Origin of the sequence: Kitasatospora sp. NPDC086801 (assembly GCF_044745805.1) — a bacterium.
Lineage (GTDB): Bacteria > Actinomycetota > Actinomycetes > Streptomycetales > Streptomycetaceae > Kitasatospora.
The window spans coordinates 132,294-148,929 of sequence record NZ_JBIVAX010000009.1 but is presented as its reverse complement, the minus strand read 5'-3'; the positions used below and the strand labels follow the sequence as shown (position 1 = coordinate 148,929).

Annotated in this window: 14 protein-coding genes; 13 read left to right on the top strand and 1 reads right to left on the bottom strand. The window is 73.1% G+C overall.

Going from position 1 to position 16,636, the window contains the following annotated elements; all coding sequences use genetic code 11:
• Positions 1-33 precede the first annotated feature (33 nt).
• The 10 genes from ACIPLC_RS13815 to ACIPLC_RS13770 all read left to right on the top strand — a co-directional run bounded on the left by ACIPLC_RS13815 (position 34) and on the right by ACIPLC_RS13770 (position 12,527).
• Positions 34-438 carry a hypothetical protein gene (locus ACIPLC_RS13815; protein WP_400473167.1) on the top strand — a complete coding sequence of 135 codons (405 nt, stop codon included), beginning with the start codon at positions 34-36 and terminating at the stop codon, positions 436-438.
• On the top strand, positions 428-832 hold the full coding sequence (locus ACIPLC_RS13810; RefSeq protein WP_400473166.1) for a hypothetical protein: 405 nt from the start codon (positions 428-430) through the stop codon (positions 830-832). Before ACIPLC_RS13815 ends, ACIPLC_RS13810 begins: the two co-directional genes overlap by 11 nt.
• Positions 833-1,153: 321 nt before the next feature.
• On the top strand, positions 1,154-2,194 hold the full coding sequence (locus ACIPLC_RS13805; RefSeq protein WP_400473165.1) for a PstS family phosphate ABC transporter substrate-binding protein: 1,041 nt from the start codon (positions 1,154-1,156) through the stop codon (positions 2,192-2,194).
• Positions 2,195-2,588: 394 nt separating this feature from the next.
• A complete protein-coding gene (locus ACIPLC_RS13800) occupies positions 2,589-3,173 on the top strand; it encodes a hypothetical protein (RefSeq protein WP_400473164.1) in 585 nt (194 codons plus the stop codon).
• A gap of 231 nt (positions 3,174-3,404) precedes the next feature.
• Complete coding sequence (locus tag ACIPLC_RS13795; protein ID WP_400473163.1) at positions 3,405-6,050, top strand: hypothetical protein; 2,646 nt, start codon at positions 3,405-3,407, stop codon at positions 6,048-6,050.
• A gap of 374 nt (positions 6,051-6,424) precedes the next feature.
• Positions 6,425-7,456 (top strand): phosphate ABC transporter permease subunit PstC, encoded by a 1,032-nt coding sequence (pstC, locus tag ACIPLC_RS13790; protein ID WP_400473162.1) that lies wholly within the window; start codon positions 6,425-6,427, stop codon positions 7,454-7,456.
• 43 nt (positions 7,457-7,499) lie between these two features.
• Positions 7,500-8,795, top strand: a complete 1,296-nt coding sequence (pstA, locus tag ACIPLC_RS13785; RefSeq protein WP_400473161.1) for a phosphate ABC transporter permease PstA — start codon at positions 7,500-7,502, stop codon at positions 8,793-8,795.
• 38 nt (positions 8,796-8,833) lie between these two features.
• Complete coding sequence (locus ACIPLC_RS13780; protein ID WP_400473160.1) at positions 8,834-10,690, top strand: substrate-binding domain-containing protein; 1,857 nt, start codon at positions 8,834-8,836, stop codon at positions 10,688-10,690.
• On the top strand, positions 10,687-11,598 hold the full coding sequence (locus ACIPLC_RS13775; RefSeq protein ID WP_400473159.1) for a class E sortase: 912 nt from the start codon (positions 10,687-10,689) through the stop codon (positions 11,596-11,598). The genes ACIPLC_RS13780 and ACIPLC_RS13775 overlap by 4 nt, the downstream gene beginning before the upstream one ends.
• Before the next feature lie 38 nt (positions 11,599-11,636).
• Complete coding sequence (locus ACIPLC_RS13770; RefSeq protein ID WP_400473158.1) at positions 11,637-12,527, top strand: phosphate ABC transporter ATP-binding protein; 891 nt, start codon at positions 11,637-11,639, stop codon at positions 12,525-12,527.
• Between the two features lie 15 nt (positions 12,528-12,542).
• Here ACIPLC_RS13770 and ACIPLC_RS13765 read toward each other — a convergent pair whose 3' ends face one another.
• Complete coding sequence (locus tag ACIPLC_RS13765) at positions 12,543-13,424, bottom strand: HAD family hydrolase (RefSeq protein ID WP_400473157.1); 882 nt, start codon at positions 13,422-13,424, stop codon at positions 12,543-12,545.
• Positions 13,425-13,634: 210 nt separating this feature from the next.
• Here ACIPLC_RS13765 and ACIPLC_RS13760 point away from each other — a divergent pair, with 210 nt between their 5' ends.
• From ACIPLC_RS13760 to ACIPLC_RS13750, 3 genes are all read left to right on the top strand, one after another.
• Positions 13,635-13,835: a hypothetical protein gene (locus ACIPLC_RS13760; protein WP_400473156.1), complete on the top strand. Its 201-nt coding sequence runs from the start codon at positions 13,635-13,637 to the stop codon at positions 13,833-13,835.
• 291 nt (positions 13,836-14,126) lie between these two features.
• Positions 14,127-15,596 carry a phenylacetate--CoA ligase family protein gene (locus ACIPLC_RS13755; protein WP_400473155.1) on the top strand — a complete coding sequence of 490 codons (1,470 nt, stop codon included), beginning with the start codon at positions 14,127-14,129 and terminating at the stop codon, positions 15,594-15,596.
• The gene (locus tag ACIPLC_RS13750) at positions 15,593-16,618 is read left to right on the top strand and encodes a hypothetical protein (RefSeq protein ID WP_400473154.1); all 1,026 of its coding nucleotides are present in this window, start codon (positions 15,593-15,595) and stop codon (positions 16,616-16,618) included. The genes ACIPLC_RS13755 and ACIPLC_RS13750 overlap by 4 nt, the downstream gene beginning before the upstream one ends.
• The last annotated feature ends 18 nt before the right edge of the window (positions 16,619-16,636 follow it).

Sequence of the window (16,636 nt, the reverse complement as noted above, 5' to 3'; positions counted from 1 at the left end):
TACCGCTGGCAGCTGAAGGCGTCGAACGGGCGGGTGGTGGCCATCACGGCCGCCACGTTCGAGACGCCCGGCGAGGCCGAGCGCGGCTTCGACGGATTACGCGTCGGGGCCGCCGAACTCACCGCGCGGATCACCCACGTCCGGGACGGCATCGGCTGGATCTGGGTCGTCCCCGGGTCGCGCAGCCTGCCCGAGGTGCGCTCCAGCCGCGCGTACGAGCGGTACGCGACCTGCCAGAACGCCTTCCGCCGCTTCGTCGTGCTGCTGGCCAAACAGCCCGCGCGGGAGCTGCCCGTCCGCGAACTCCCGGTTCGTGATCTGCCCGCTCGCGAGCGGCCCGTCGGCGAACGGCCTGTCCGTGGCCGGCCCGCTCGCGACCTGCCGGCCCGTGAACTCCCCCGGAACACCGTCTCGTTGAGACGACTCGATGGCCGCTGAGGGGCGCGGCCCCCGCCTGCTGATCGTCCCCGCACCCGAGCGCTGCCTGGGCTGGGCGCTGCGCGCCGCCAACGGGCGGCCGCTCGGCGTGGGCGTGCGCACCTACCGCAGCGAGGAGGAACTCGCCGAGGCGGTCCGGGTGCTGCTGATCGAGCGGGCGGCCCTTCGATGTTCGGTGGCCCAGTCCGAGGGCCGGCAGTGGGTGTGGTCCGCCTACCTGCCGGCGCGCAGCACCCGGCGGATGGCGGCCGAGCCCGCCCCGGTCGCGCGCAGCGCCCGCGGCTACCTGCGGCGCGACCAGTGCCAGGCCGGCGCCGAGGGCTTCCTGTCCGGACTCCAGTGGGTGGGGCAGGAGTTGCGGCGGGGCGGTCGGGACGGCCGCTGGCCGCTGTGAGGCGGCCGGGGCTCACGTGCAGTTCCGGTGAAGCGCAGGTTTCCGGCAACACCCCGAGTCGCCACTTGGAGAAGAACGTCCCAGGCCTGTGACCACCCCCTTTCCCCTCTGTCGCGGGCCCGCTGACCAGTCGCTAAACCTCGTCGAACCGATGAGTCGACAATCCCGACCCGCCCTCGACCTCTCTTCCGGCGGAACCTCCGGGCCGGACAGGATCTGCACTGCCGGAGCGGCCGCAGCGGACGCGGCCACCGGCCCCGGGCTCCCAACCAGAGCACGGGTTCACGCGATGGACGTCTCTCCCACCGGAGGAAGAGAAACATGCGTAAGACCGCTGCCAAGCTGCTCACCGTTGCCGCCCTGGCGACCTCCCTCGCCACCGTCGCCTCGGGCTCGGCCGTCGCCGACCCGGCGGCCGGCGTCACCCCGGCCGCCCAGGACATCGTGGGTGTCGGCTCGGACACCATCCAGGTGCTGCTGAACCAGTTCTCGGCCGACTACAACGCCTCCCTGGGCGCCGGTTCCACCGCGCCGCACCTGTACAGCTGGGACGCGACCGGCACCTCGCCGATCACCACCAAGACCGGTGCCACCTCGATCGCCCGCCCGAACGGCTCCGGCGCCGGCATCAAGGCCCTGGTCGCCAACACCAGCGCGACCGTGGACTTCGCCCGCTCCTCGCGCGGCCCGGCGGCGAGCGACGCCCACGGCCTGGACTTCGTCGCGCTCGCCAAGGACGCCGTCACCTGGTCCGCCCCGAGCGCCGGCAACGCCCCGGCGCAGCTGACCTCGGCGCAGCTGACCGCGATCTACAACTGCACCACCACCAACTGGAACCAGATCAACGCGAGCCTGCCGAACGCCACCATCAAGCCGTTCCTGCCGCAGGCCGACTCCGGCACGCGCTCCTTCTTCCTGGGTGCGATCGGCGTGACCACCCCCGGCGCCTGCGTCACCACCGGCCCGGAGGAGAACGAGGGCACCGACGCCAACCTGACCGACCCGAACGTCGTCTTCCCCTACTCCGTCGCCCACTACCTCGGCCAGACCGTCGGCGGCCACGGCACGGCGACCGACGCCCCCGGCAGCCTGACCCTGCGCAACATCGTGGTCAACGGCGCCACCCTGACCCCGGTTACCAACAACGTGATCAACACCAAGTTCGCCAACTCCTCCTTCGGCCGCGTGGTCTACAACGTGGTCCGCGACACCGAGTGGACGGCGACCGACGCGCACGGCCAGGCGCTCCAGGCGATCTTCGGCTCCAACGGCTGGATCTGCACCGACCCGGTCGCCGCCGCCGACCTGGCGAGCTACGGCTTCCTGGCCACCCCGGCCTGCGGTGTCGCCACCCTCACCTGATCCACCCCGCACCCTCAGCTGATCCACCCCGCACCCTCACCTGATCCACCCCGCACCATCCGGCGGCCACGGGCTTCGCGCCCGTGGCCGCCGGCCCACCGGCAGGGCGTGTCGAAGGGAACGGGCCGGCGATGAACCGGCCGGCCCTCGACCACCACGCCCACCTGCTGCCGACCGCGGCCCTGCGGTGTCGCCACCCTCACCCGAGACCACGGGGCACCCCGCGCCCCACCGTCGCCGCCGACCCGGCGGGACGCGGAACCTCGCGCTGCCCACCTGTGGCTCCGTACCGCACCCCTGAACCACGGGTCCGGCTCCGGTCGGACCCGTCGGCCGGTCCTCGGACCGGTGCTCCACCCCCAGCGCGAAACCTTCCTCTCCCAAGGAGACCAGCATGTCCCGTACCACCGGTCGGTTCCTCGCCGGCGGCGTCGCGGTCGTCCTCGCCGTCACCGCCTTCAGCGGCGTGGCCGCGGCCGACGCCGCTCCCGCCCCCACCGGCAGCGCCGTGGTGACCGAGAACAACACCTTCCTCCAGGCCGCGGCGGGCAACGGCGTGTTCATCGTCCCGCTGCCGAACGCCGGCGTTTCCTACAACACCACCGCGGGCCTGTCGACGAGCCTCCCGGTGACCGGCGGCAGCGTCAATCTGCGCGGCTACTACGGCAACGCGACGCTCGGCGGCAGCCTGCTGTTCGTCGATGTCTTCACCGGTAAGAGCGTGCTCTTCAAGCAGCTCGCGTTCAGCGCCGACGACTGGCGCCTCACCGGTGTGCCGGACGGCGCCACCGACCCGGTCCCGCTGTTCAAGCCGGCCGGCCTTCAGCGGACCGAGCAGAGCGGTACCACGCAGTCCCTGACCGCGTCCGCCCTCACCGTGGACGCCGCGGGTGCGCAGTTCCTCGACGGCAAGCTGAACACCGCCTTCTTCACGAACGGCCAGGCGGTCGGTTCCTTCGCGCTGACCGTCAACGGCTGAGCATCGCCCACCGGTTGGTCCAGGCCCGTGCCGACAGGCGCGGGCCTGTTTTCCCGTGGAGGCGTCAACTCCGCTACCGAGGTGCCGCGTTGTGGTCTCGTACACGCGCGCGACCGGATCCGGCCATCTGTGGCTGGCCGAATGGACGGGTACCGGAATCGTTGGCCGCTCGATGCCTGATCCCCTGCGCCGCGTCTCCCGGCGGCGCGCAATCGCACGGAGGTGCCCGCCATGAGAGTCCGACCGCCCGACCGGAGACCTTTGGGCCGGTGGCGCCGCCGACTGCCCGCTCTCGCGATGGTGTGGTCGTCGGTGGTCGCGATCGGCGTGCTGCCGATCGGCCTGGGGGCTCTGCCGCAGGCCGTGGCGGAGGACTCCGCCGTCACGGTGCCGGGGCCCAAGGTGTGGCAGCCGAACGACGGCGTGTACGGCGCCGAGGGGAGCGTGAGCGTCGCGCAGACCAAGAACCTGGTCAACCAGGTGGTCCACGTCGGCTGGAAGGGGTTCACCCCGACCTCGGACGCCAACGGCGATCCCTGGCTGAACGGGCCGGCACCGCGCAGCGAGCAGCCCTTCTACCAGGTGCGGGTGTACCAGTGCCGGGGCACCGACCCCAAGGTCACCGACTGCTACGACAGCACCCTGTACAACGCCGACGCGGCAGCGGGCTTCCAGCAGAAGACGCCCGCCCCGGGGACGACCTTCCCCGACTACCCGTCGAACATGGTCGTCTCGGTCACGGGCGCGGACGGTTCGGGCTTCGCGGACATCGAGCTCTACACGGCCGACCAGAGCCCCACCCTGGGCTGTGACGACAAGCACCCGTGTTCGCTGGTCATCGAGCCCAACTACGGTGGCGACTCCATCGCTTGGGCGGACAAGACCCGCAAGGGCGTCCTCGGCTGCGACAACCACAGCCTGGACCTGGACTTCGGCATGGCGTCCGACCTGAAGCTCAACGGCACCATCAACCGCTACACGAACATGAAGACGTCCGAGCAGTGCTCCTGGGAGCGCCGCGCGGTGGTGCCGTTGGAGTTCGCCCCCACGGCGGCGGCCTGTCCGGACCAGCACGCGGCCTTCAGGGTGGCCGGACTCGAACCGGCCAAGCGGGCGATGGCGCAGTGGCAGGCCGGGCTGTGCCAGGGCACCGAGCCGATGTCGCTCACGTACGGCTTCGCGAACGGCGACGCGCAGGCCCGCACGGACTTCCTGTCGGGCAACGGCGACATGGCGCTGGCGTCCCGGCCGGACACCCAGGCGCCGCCACCGCGCCCGTACGTGTACGCGCCGATCGCGACCTCGGGAATCTCCGTGGTGTTCGTCGTGGACGACCCGAACACCGGTCGGCAGATCAGGGGCATGAAGCTCAACGCGCGGTTGCTGGCCAAGCTGCTCACGCAGTCCTACGCCTCGCCCGGCGCCGCGATCCCGTCGGTGAAGGGCAACCCGATCTGCATCTTCGACGACCCGGAGTTCCAGAAGCTGAACCCGCTGCCCCCGGACGGCACGGTCTCCTGGCCCACGGGCTGCCTCTCCAACACCACCACCCCGACGGTGTTCGGCGGGACGGCGGACATGACGTACCAGCTGACGTCGTGGATCGCCTCGGACCCCGACGCGGTGCGCTTCCTGGACGGCGAGCCCGACCCGTGGGGCATGCACGTGGACAGCTTCTACCTGCGCCCCGCCTTCTCCGGCTACCCGACCGACTCCCTCGTCCGGCAGGACTCCTCGGGGATCCCGGACGCGAAGGAGGACGCCAAGCGCAACTGGAAGCAGTTCGAGTGGAACCCGATCTCGACCGGGCTGAACGACGTGGTGCGCAAGGTGCTGTGGAACCAGCCCAACTGCGTCAACGGGGACACGAAGTCGGACGGCTCGCACGACCTGTGCCCGCCGCTCAAGATCGGGAAGCGGACGCTGTTCGCGATCATGGACACCGGTGAGGCGAAGGCCTACTCGCTGCCCGAGGCCCAACTGCTCAACCCGGCCGGCGGTTTCGTCGCACCGGACGGCCCGGGCTTCCAGGCGGCCGTCGCCGACATGACCGTCGACCAGGCCACCGGCGTGCAGTCCCTGCCGTACGGCACCTCCGACTCGGCCCTCTCGCGTGACCAGAAGGCCTACCCGCTGACCTCGGTGCAGTACGCGATGCTCCCGACCAAGGACGTCGCGGCCGGCAAGGTGGCCGCGATGACCAAGTTCATGCGCGCGGTGACCACCACCGGTCAGGTCTACGGGTACGAGCCCGGCCACCTCGCCCCCGGCTTCCTCGCCCTGACCGCCGCCCAGCGGACCCAGACCGCGGACGCGATCGGCCACCTGGAGGCGCAGGACGCCAAGCTGCCCGGCAACCAGGCCGCGCCGCCGAACCCGCCCGCGACCGGCGGTGACGGTTCGACGCCGGCCTCCGGCACGGGGGGTGGGCAGGGCGTCGCCCCGGTCACCCAGGTCGGTGAGGGCGGGGCGTCCGGCGGGAGCGGGGCTGCGGCCTCCGGCGGGACCGGGGACCTGGCGTCCGGCGGGTCCGACGGGTCCTCCAGCGGTGGCCTGTCCGGCACCGGTGCGGGCGCCGCGGCCGGTGGAGCGGGGGCGGCGGCCGGCGGAGCGGCGGCGGGTGCCGGTGCGGGTGCCAAGCCCGGTGCGGCGCCCAGCGCGCCCGGCAAGTCGCTGTCCGCCGCACCCGTCGCCGCCGGTACTCCGGCGCCCGACCGCTCCGGCGCCGCGCGGCTGCTGCTGCCCGTCGCGCTGATCGGCGGCCTGGTGCTGCTGGTCGGCGGTCCGGCGGCGCTCTTCCTGGGCGGGACGCCCGCCGGGGCGCGGGCGCTGGCGGAGGTGCGGAAGGGCTGGTCGCGGGTGCGCCGCCGTCCGTGACGGTCTGACGCGGTGACACCACGGAATCACCGAAGAACGACTCGGCGGGCCGCCGTTTCGGCCCCGCCGAGTCGTTTTCGCATGGGTGAAGTCGCTTGGAGTCAACGCGCGTTGCGTCTGGAACGGAATCGGCCAATGGTCCGACCACCCGTGATCGAAGTCAAATACCTTCCACATCAAAGGACTTGGGTGAGAAACCCCAGTACCGACACGTCATCCGCCGGTCCGGTCCGGCCATTCGGAGTTCCCAACTCCGCTACCGAGTTGCCGCGTTGGGCCCTCGTACACACGCGCGACCCGATCCGGCCACCTGCGGCTGGCCGAATGGGTACGCACCGGATCCGTCCCCCGCACCCGAGCACGGAGAGCAGACCATGACATCCGCCGCCGAGCCCGCGGCACCGTACGCCGGGGTGCCAGGCCAACCCGACCACGGGCCCGACCGGGACGTCCCGCGCACCATCACCGCCCCCGCGACCCCGGGCGACCGGTTGTTCCGCGGGGTGCTGCGGGTCGCCGGGCTCTCGGTCTTCGCGATCATGGGGATGATCGCGTTCTTCCTGGTCCTGCGGGGCACGGACGCGCTGCGCGCGGTCGGTTGGTCCTTCCTGACCGAGCAGAAGTGGCAGACCGCCGCGCACAACTTCGGCATCGCGGCCGTCCTGCCGAACGGCCTGCTGATCGCCGTCATCGCCCTGGTGATCGCCGTCCCGGTCGCCCTCTTCACCGCGATCTTCATCTCCGAGTACGCGCCGGTCCGGTTGCGGGCGGCGCTGATCTCGCTGGTCGACCTGATGGCGGCGATCCCCAGCATCATCTACGGCCTGTGGGGGCTGTTCTTCCTCCAGCCGCGCATCATCGGCTTCGTCCGCTGGCTGACCAACCACCTCGGCGACACGATCCCCTTCCTCAAGGTGCGCACCGGCGACATCGGCACCTCCTACACCTCCTCCACCTTCATCGCGGGCGTGGTCGTCGCGCTGATGATCATCCCGATCGTGACCTCGCTCAGCCGGGAGGTGTTCTCCCAGGCCCCGCAGGGCGAGCGGGAGGGCGCGTACGCGCTGGGCTCGACCCGTTGGGGGATGGTGCGCGCGGTGGTCCTGCCGTTCGGCAAGGGCGGGGTGATCGGCGCGATCATGCTGGGCTTCGGCCGGGCGATGGGGGAGACGATCGCGGTCGCGCTGATCGTCTCGCCGAGCTTCAAGACCATCACGCACATCCTGGAGAACGGCGCCAACTCGATCTCGGCGCTCATCGCGCTGCGCTTCGGCGAGTCGGACGCGCTCTCGCTCTCCGCGCTGATGGCAGCCGGCCTGGTGCTGTTCGCGCTGACCCTGCTGGTCAACGTGGCGGCCGGCTTCGTGATCAACCGGTCCCGCTCCGGGGCCTCCACCGCGGACTGAGGCGGCGTACCGACATGACCCACCGCGTCGAAGGGACGACCCGATGACCACGCTCGACCTGCCACCGGTCGCCGCGTCCGAGCCCGGAGGTCCGACGCCCCCCGGCTCCGCCGGGGTGCCTGCCGAGGCCGCGCCACCGCGCCCCCAGACCAAGGTGCGGCTCGGCGGTGTGACCCGCGAGGACGTGTTCACCGTGGCCGGCTCACTGGCCGGCTCGCTGGCGCTGAACTGGCTGCTGTACGAGCGGGTGCTGCCGTTCAGCGGCGCGTTCGGCTTCCTGGTCTGCTGGTACCTCCTGTTCCTGGCGGGCTACTTCGCGCTCGGCCGGCTCCAGTGGGGCAAGCTGATGGTGCGCGACCGGCTGGTGTCGGTGGCCTCCTGGAGCTCCGGGCTGCTGGTGGTCGCGCTGATCGCCGACCAGATCGGCTACGTGGCCAGCCGCGGCTACGAGGCGGCCCAGCACGTCAACTTCTTCACCGAGTCGATGGAGCGGACCGCCGCGCTCTCCCCGATCACCTCCGGCGGCGCGCTCAACGCGATCGTCGGATCGCTCGAACAGCTGGGCCTGGCAACGCTGTTCGCGGTGCCACTGGGCATCGCGGCGGCGATCTTCATGTCCGAGGTCGGCGGCCGGCTGGCGCGCCCGGTGCGGACGCTGGTCGAGGCGATGACCGCGCTGCCCTCCATCGTGGCCGGCCTGTTCATCCTCGGCGTCTTCATCATCACCTTCGGCTTCGAGAAGAGCGGCTTCGCGGCCTCGCTGGCGCTGACCGTGATGATGATGCCGATCGTCACCCGGGCCGCCGAGGTGGTCATCCGGCTGGTGCCCGGCACCCTGCGGGAGGCCTCGTACGCGCTCGGCGGCAGCCAGTGGCGCACGGTGTGGAACGTGGTGCTTCCCACCGCCCGGCCCGGGCTGGTGACGGCGGTGGTGCTCGGCATGGCGCGCGGCGTCGGGGAGACCTCGCCGGTCCTGCTGACCTCGGGCTTCACCTCGCAGTTCAACGCCGACCCGTTCCACGAGCACCAGGTGTCGCTGCCGCTGTACATCTGGAACTACGTCAAGCAGCCCTACCCCGAGATGGTCGCCCGCGCCTTCGCGGCCGGACTGACCCTGATGGTCCTGGTGCTGATCCTCTTCGTCACCGCGCGCGTGCTCGGCGGCCGCAAGCCGGGTGAGCTGACCAGGCGGCAGAAGCGCCGGATCGACCTGGAGGCGCGGCGCGCCGAGGCCGCCGCACGAGCCGCCCGGCCGTCCGACACCGTCCGTCCGGCGCTGGCGCGGACCGCGTCCGCCCATGCGTCGGCCACCGCCGTCCCACTCCCCGGGAACAGCTGATGACCCACCCAACCACCCTCCGTCCCAGAGGAGTCCCCATGTCGTGGGAGGCTGCCGGCCGCCCCGTGGCCCGCGCGCTCGCCCTGCTGATGTCCCTGTTGCTGCTCGCGGCCGCGCCGATGCTGGGGCCGGGCTCCCGGGCCTTCGCGGCGAGCGTCGCGCTGAGCGCGGACGGCTCCAGCTGGGCCGGTCCGGCCATCGACCAGTGGCGCCAGGACGTCGGGTCGCAGGGCATCCAGATCAGCTTCAACCCGGTCGGCTCGGCGGCCGGCCGCAACTCCTGGACCCTCGGGCAGAACGACTTCACCGCCTCCGACGTGCCGTTCCGCACCACGCCCGACGCCGGCGTGAACGACGCGGGCCGCCGCAACGGCCAGGGCAGCGCGGAGCAGCCGACCTACGGCTTCTCGTACGTACCGATCACCGCCGGCGGCACCACCTTCATGTACAACCTGGTGGTCGGCGGCAAGCAGGTCCGCGACCTGCGGCTCTCGCCGCAGACCGTGGTCGACATCTTCACCAACAAGATCACCAACTGGAACGACCCGAAGATCACCGCCGACTACGGCAAGACGCTGCCCAACCTGCCGATCACCCCGGTGGTCCGCTCGGACGGCTCCGGCGCCACCGCGCAGTTCACCCGCTGGATGGAGCACACCCACAAGGACCAGTGGGACGCGTACTGCTCCTCCGTCAACGGCGTTTCCTGCGGTGACTACACCGAGTTCTTCCCGCCGTCCGGCCGGATGGTCGCCCAGAACGGCTCGGACGTCGTCGCCGGCTACATCAAGGCCTCCTCCGGTCTCGGCACCATCGGCTACGACGAGTACGCCTTCGCCAAGCGCAGCAACTGGCCGGTCGTGAAGGTGCTCAACCAGGCCGGCTACTACTCGCTGCCGACCGCCTCCAACGTCGCCGTGGCGCTCACCGCGGCGAAGATCCGCGGCGTCGACGACAACACCCCGGTGTCCGACCCGAACTACCTGCAGCAGAACCTCGACGGCGTCTACACCATGGACGACCCGCGCTCCTACCCGATCTCCAGCTACAGCTACGTGATCGTGCCGCGCTCCGGGGCCGCGCTGCCCCCGCCGCCCCGCTTCAACAACGACAAGGGCAGTGCCCTCAGCCGCTTCCTCGCCTACGTGCTGTGCGAGGGCCAGGGCGAGGCGGACGGCCTCGGCTACTCGCCGATCCCGCGCGGCCTGGTCAAGGGCGGCCTGCTGCAGACCAGGAGCATCCCCGGCAACGCCAGCCCGGTCGATCCGGACTCCCTGTCCAACTGCGCCAACCCGACCTTCAACTCCGCCGGTGAGCTGACCGTCCTCAAGAACGCGCCGATGCCGAGCCCGTGCGACAAGCAGGGCGCTCCGCTGGACTGCACCGTGCAGGACGGCCAGGCGGTCAAGACCGGTTCGGGCGCCGGCGGTTCCAGCAGCGGCGGCAGTGGCGGCGGCGCGGCCGGCGGTACCGGTGGCGCCGGCGGTACGGGTGGTACGGGCGGCGGCAGCGGCGGCGCGGGCCGGACCGGCAGCGGTACGAGCGGTGGTGCGGCCGGCGGCGCCGGCGGTGCGGGTGGAGCCGGCGCCGGCGGTGCCGGGGACGGCGGCGCGGCGGCCGACGGCGGGGCCGGCGCGGACCCGAACGCGGCCGGCGCCGCGTCGGGCGACCCGGGCACCGAGGACGTGGTCGACCCGCAGACCGGCCAGGTGGTCGCCCGCGGCCGCGGCGGCGGCAGCGACGTCGCGGCGAACGTGGTCGAGGTGGCCGGCAAGCCCGAGGACTGGACGCTGAGCACGCTCACCGCCCTCGAACTGCTCGCCGTGGTGCTCGTCCCGCCGCTGCTCGGGCGCCGGCTGCTGCGCCGGCGCAAGTCCTCGGACGGCGCCTCGTGACCGCCCCGGTGCTGGAGAAGCCGGCCGCCCCCGCGCGGCCGGCCACGCCCGCGGGCCCGCCCGCCGCGACCCCCGCGGCCGGGCCCGCCGTCACCCCCGTGCGGCGCCGCTTCCTCCAGGGCGCCTGGGTGGCCAGCCTGCTGGCCGCGCTGGTGCTGGGCTTCGTCGGCTACCTGTTCACGCTCTCGCACGTCCAGGAGCGGCACTTCCAGTCCACCGCGTACAAGACCTTCCGGGACCAGCTCGCCCGGGCCGTCGCCCCCACCGGCGCCGCCGCCGACGGCGCCCCGGTGGCCCTGCTGGACATCCCGGCGATCGGCCTGCACCAGGCCGTCGTGGTCGAGGGCACCACCGGCCGGGACCTCATGCGCGGGCCCGGCCACCGCCGGGACACCGCCCTGCCCGGCCAGGGCGGCGTCGCGGTGGTGTTCGGCCGCGGCGCCACCTTCGGCGCGCCCTTCGCCGAACTGTCCGGGCTCCGGGTCGGCGACAAGATCGAGGCCACCACCGGGCAGGGCAGGTTCACCTACACCGTCAACGTGTACGGCGACGGCGACCACCCGATCGCCGACCCGGCCCGCAACCGGCTCGTTCTGGTCACCGGGGACTCGGACTGGATCCCCGGCTCGACCGTGATGGTCGGCGCCCGGCTGGACGGCGACCCCGAGCAGAACCCCGGCGGCCGGCCCCGGACCGTCCCGTACGACAAGGCGCTGGCCGCCGACAAGGGCGCGCTGGCCACGCTGCAGCTGTGGTCGCTCGGCCTGCTGGGCGCGGTGCTCGGCGCGCTCCTGCTGGCCCGGTACTGGCGGTCGTCGGCGGCCTACCTGAGCCTCGTGCCGGTGGTCGGCGCGCTGCTCTGGGCGGTCTACGAGAACGCCGCCGCCCTGCTGCCCAACCTCTACTGAAGCGCGCCCGGAAGGCCGTACCGATGACGGATGCACCGATGACCGACACCCCGAGCACCGGCCTGGCGACGGCCGACGCCCCGGCGACCGACCCGGCCGCCGACACCCTCACCCTCCCGCCGCTGCCGTCCGCCCCGCACCCCGGCGGCGGGCCGCTGGCCGGGCTGGAGACCCGGGAGGTCTCCGCCTGGTTCGGCGCCCGCAAGGTGCTGGAGCGGGTCTCGCTGGCGATGCCGGCCGGCGAGGTCACCGCGCTGATCGGCCCGTCCGGCTGCGGCAAGTCCACCTACCTGCGGATCCTCAACCGGATGCACGAGATGGTGCGCGGTGCCGCGCTCGCCGGCGAGGTGCTGCTGGAGGGCGACGACGTCTACCGGCCCGGGCGGCGCCCCGCCGAGGTGCGGCGCCGGATCGGCATGGTGTTCCAGCGGCCCAACCCGTTCCCGGCGATGTCCATCCAGGACAACGTCGCCAGCGGGCTGAAGCTGGCCGGGATCAAGGTCTCCAAGGATGAGCGGCGGGACCTGGTGGAGACCAGCCTGCGCCGGGCGGGGCTCTGGGACGAGGTCTCCACCCGGCTGCACACCCCGGGCGGCGCGCTCTCCGGCGGGCAGCAGCAACGCCTGTGCATCGCACGGTCGTTGGCGGTCTCGCCGGACATCCTGCTGATGGACGAGCCGTGCTCCGCACTCGACCCGACCTCCACCCGGCGGGTCGAGGAGACCATCGCCGAACTGCGCGGGCGGCTCACCATCGTGATCGTCACCCACAACATGCAGCAGGCCCAGCGCGTCTCGCAGACCTGCGCCTTCTTCCTGGCCACCCACGACACCCCGGGCCGGATCGTGGAGGCCGGGCCGACCGCTCAGGTCTTCGGCGACCCGCGCGACCAGCGGACCTCCGACTACGTGAACGGCCGCTTCGGCTAGGGCCGCTCCGGGGCCCTAGCCGAAGCGCTGGGGCCGCTCCGGGGCCGGGCCCTGGGGGAGCCGCAGCAGTTCCTCCAGCACCGCCGCGACGCCGTCCTGCTCGTTGCTCACGGTGTGCAGCGGCACCGCCGCCAGCACCTGCGGGTGCGCGTTGGCGACGGCGTACGCGGTGCCGGCCCAGTCCAGCATCTCCAGGTCGTTCGGCATGTCGCCGAAGGCCACCACCTCGCTCCGGTCGATCCCGTGCCCGGCGCACCAGCGGGCCAGCGTGCTGGCCTTGGTGACGCCGGGCGCGCTGATCTCCAGCAGCGGGATCGGCGCCGAGCGGGTGATCTCGGCCAGGTGCCCGGCCGCGTCCCGGGCCTCGCCCAGCAGCTTGTCCGGGTCGAGGTCCGGGTGCTTGGCCAGCAGCTTGAACAGGCCCCGCACCGGTCCGCCCGCCCCCAGCAGCTCCTCCGCCGGGCCGACCGGGTGGTCCTCCTCCTCGCCCCACATCGGCACCTCGTACCCGGGCTCGCGGGCGAACCCGGCCGGGTACTCGAAGGCGAACGCGGTGCCGGGCAGCTTGGCGCGCAGTACCTCGATCACCGCCAGCGCGGTCTCCGCCGGCAGCGGGAACGACTCCAACAGCTCACCGCGCCGCACGTCCACCACCGCGCCGCCGTTCGAGCAGATCGCCACCCCGTGGCCGCCGGTGTGCGCGCTCACCTGCTGCATCCAGCGCGGCGGACGCCCGGTGACGAACACCACCTGCACCCCGGCCGCCTCCGCTGCCGCCAGGGCCGCGGCGGTGCGTTCGCTGACGGTGCCGCCGGCGCACAGCAGGGTGCCGTCCAGGTCGGTGGCGATGAGGCGGGGTGCGGTACGGGCTTCGGTCACCGGTCCATCTTCGCCCATCGGTGCCGCGCCGGTCACTGGCGCGGGCGGGCCGCGTCGCCGACCCGTCGGGGCCGCGTCGCCGACCCGCCGGACTGGGCCGCCGACCCGCCGGACCTCCGGCTTTCGGCCCCCGAGGCGCCGTTTCCGGCCTATTCGCCCGCCACCCGGGGTGTCCCCCCGGCGCGGCGGGCAGGAGTGTGCACGGCCACCCCGTCGGCAGGAAGAGCCATGCCCACTCGCCAGCTCCGAGACGAGCCTCCCCCGACCATCCCGCCCGCCGCCTCCCCGGACGCCTCCCCGGATGCCTCCCCGGATGCCTCCCGCGAGCCGGTCCTGCTCGGCGACGTCCTCTTCCACACCCTCGCCGAGATCGCCCGCCGGGCCCCCGGGCCCCGCCTCCCGGCCCAGCGCACCCGCGCGCACCCGTGACTCCTGGGGCACCGCCCGTGCAGGGCAAGGAATGTGATGCCGTCACACCTCTGGCCGAGGTTTGTTCGATTCCCTAAACTGCACTCCCGGTCCGCCGGGGCCGGAGCACGTCATCGGGCGTGCTCGGCCGCGTCGGCCATCACCCCCACAAGGAGGTCTTGACATGGTCAAGCACTACTTCAAGTACGCCCTGAGCACGCTGACCGCCGCCATGTTCGCGCACATGGCCTGACCGAGTCGTCCCGGCCTGGGCCGGGGTGAGGATCCCCGGCCCAGGTTCCAGGAGGTCTCGTGTTCGGCACAGCGGTGAGTCAACTCCGGTACGGCGCATCAATCCTGCTCAACCGCAGGATCCGGCCCCAGGACCTCGGGCGGATCGCCGACGACATGGTCCGCACGCTCGCCGAGTTCGGCGAACCGGGCGCGGACTCGGCGCTGCTACCGGGGCAGGCCGGCCAGGTCGACCCGGAGATGCGGCGCACGGTCACCCGGCGGAGCCTGCGGGCCACCGCGCGCGCCGCCGCCCGCCACACGGCCTACTACCAGCGGACCTTCGGCGACCTCGGGATCGACCCCGAGACGCTCGACACGGAGACCTGGTCGCGGGTGCCGGTCACCCCGAAGGCGGCCCTGCGCGGCATGCCCGCCGCGTTCGTCTCCGCCGCCGCCGCGCCCGCCCTGATGGCGCTGACCACGGGCACCAGCGGCACCCCGACCGCGGTCTGGTACTCCCGGGCCGAGTTGGAGACGACGATCGCCCTCAGCACCATCTCGGCGGCCCTGACCCTGGGGCTGCGCCCCCGGCACACCGTGGCCTACGCGGGCTGTTCCAGGGCCACGCTGCCGCTGGTCGTCGCCGAGGAGTCCACCACCCGGGTCGGCGCCTCGTTCGTCCAGTTCGGGACGATCGACCCCGCGCTCGCACTGGAACGCCTCGCCGCACCGCTCGGCCTGCCCGGCAAGGCCCCGCAGGTCACCCACCTCACTGCTTCCGCGTCGTACCTCTCCGCGCTCGTGCAGGAGGCCGAACAGGGCGGGTGGCGGTCCGCGGACTTCGGGCTGGAGAGCATCGGGGTGGGCGGCGAGGTGCTGTCGGCCCCCCTGCGGGAGCGGGCCGAAGCGGCGTTCGGCGCGCCGGTGTCCACGTCCTACCTGATGACGGAGACGCTTCCCTCGGGCGGCACGCCGTGTTCCCAGGGGCATCTGCACCACACCACCGAGTTCGGCCACCTGGAGGTGCTCGACCCGCAGACCTGGGAGCCGACCGCGCCGGGGCAGGTCGGGATGCTGGTGCACACCCCCTTCGTGCCCTACCGGGAGTGCACCCTGCTGCTGCGGTACGCCACCGGCGACCTGGTCCGGCTGCCGGCCGCCGAGGCCGGTTGCGAGTGGGCGCACCTGCCGGCCACGTCCGCCGTCCTGGGCCGCTGGTCGGGGCCGCTCAGCGCCTCCGTCCCGACCAGGGACGTCCTCGACCTGGTCGAGGCGGAGCCGGACGTACCGCTGCCGGCCAGGTACACGCTGACCGAGGAGCCGGGTGGGGGCGCGCTGCTGCACCTCCTGGTCCGTGCGCTGCCCGCGGCGGCACTGCACCGCAGGCTGGAACAGCGGGCGTCGGCGGCGGGGCTGCCGCTGGCCGGGATCGTGCTCCACGACGACCGGTCGGGCATGCCGCCGTCCGGGCCGGTCCGCGCGGACCTGCGGGAACACACCTTCGAGTCGGCCCGCCCGGCCGGCGTCCGGGCCGGGAGCGGCGCATGAACGTGATCCCCCTCGTCGGTCTGAGCTGCTGCGTGGCCCTACTGATGGCCGTGGCCGGGGTGTACCTGGTCCGCGTGCGGATGCCCAGGCCCCCGGTGGGCGTCTACACCTCCAGCGACATCGCCGTCCTGTGCGTCGGCGTCGTGCTGGCTCCGCTGCTCTACGTCAACCTGCCGGGCGTGGTCGTCTCGGCGCTGTTCGGCCTGGTGCTCTGCCTGGCGGTGCAGTTCACCCTGGCGCCGGTCCTCTCCGGCCGCTGGGCCTGGGGCCTGGCACTCGTGGCCGCCGGTGTCACGGCGGCGTGCAGCGGCCACCCCGTCGCCGTGCGCGCCGGCACCGACGTGATGCTCGCCGTCGCGGTGGTGGGCGTGGCCAACCTGTGGACGCAGAGCGGCATGCGTTCGGCGCACGCGGCCGCCCTGGCCGCCGTCCTGTCCTGCTACGACCTGGTGGCGACCACACTGACGCAGGTCACCGCGCACTTCGTCACCCAGGTCCAGGGGCGGCCGTTCGCCCCGATGCTCGTCCTGACGGGCGGCAGCCCGCCGGTCGCCGTGGGCCTCGGCGACCTGCTGCTCCTCGTGCTGTACCCGCTGGTGGCCGCCAAGGCGTTCGGACGGACGGCCGCGTTGCTGGCGGCGGCCGCCGGAGTGGTCGTGACCAGCGCGGTCAGTGCGCTGTTCGCCCTGGGAGCGCTGACGGAGGGCTTCCCCCTGCTGACCGCGCTCGGCCCCCTGATCGTGGTGCAGCACGTGGTGTGGTCACGCCGGCTGGGCGGCGAGCGGACGACGGCCCGCTGGCGGGCCGGCACCGAATCCCCGGCCCCGCGCCCCGACCGCCTCCAGCCGGACGCCGCCGTGGCATCGGCCCTCGCCGTCCCCGCGCCCGCCGAACTGGCCGCAGGCACCTGGATCGCGGTCGCCGACGGCCGACTCGTCGGCACCGGCGACTCGCCGGGCCTCGCCCGCCGCGACGCGAGGCAGCGCGGCACGGACACCCTGCCCCTCGTGCGCCAGCTCTGACCGGGTGGCGGCCCTCCG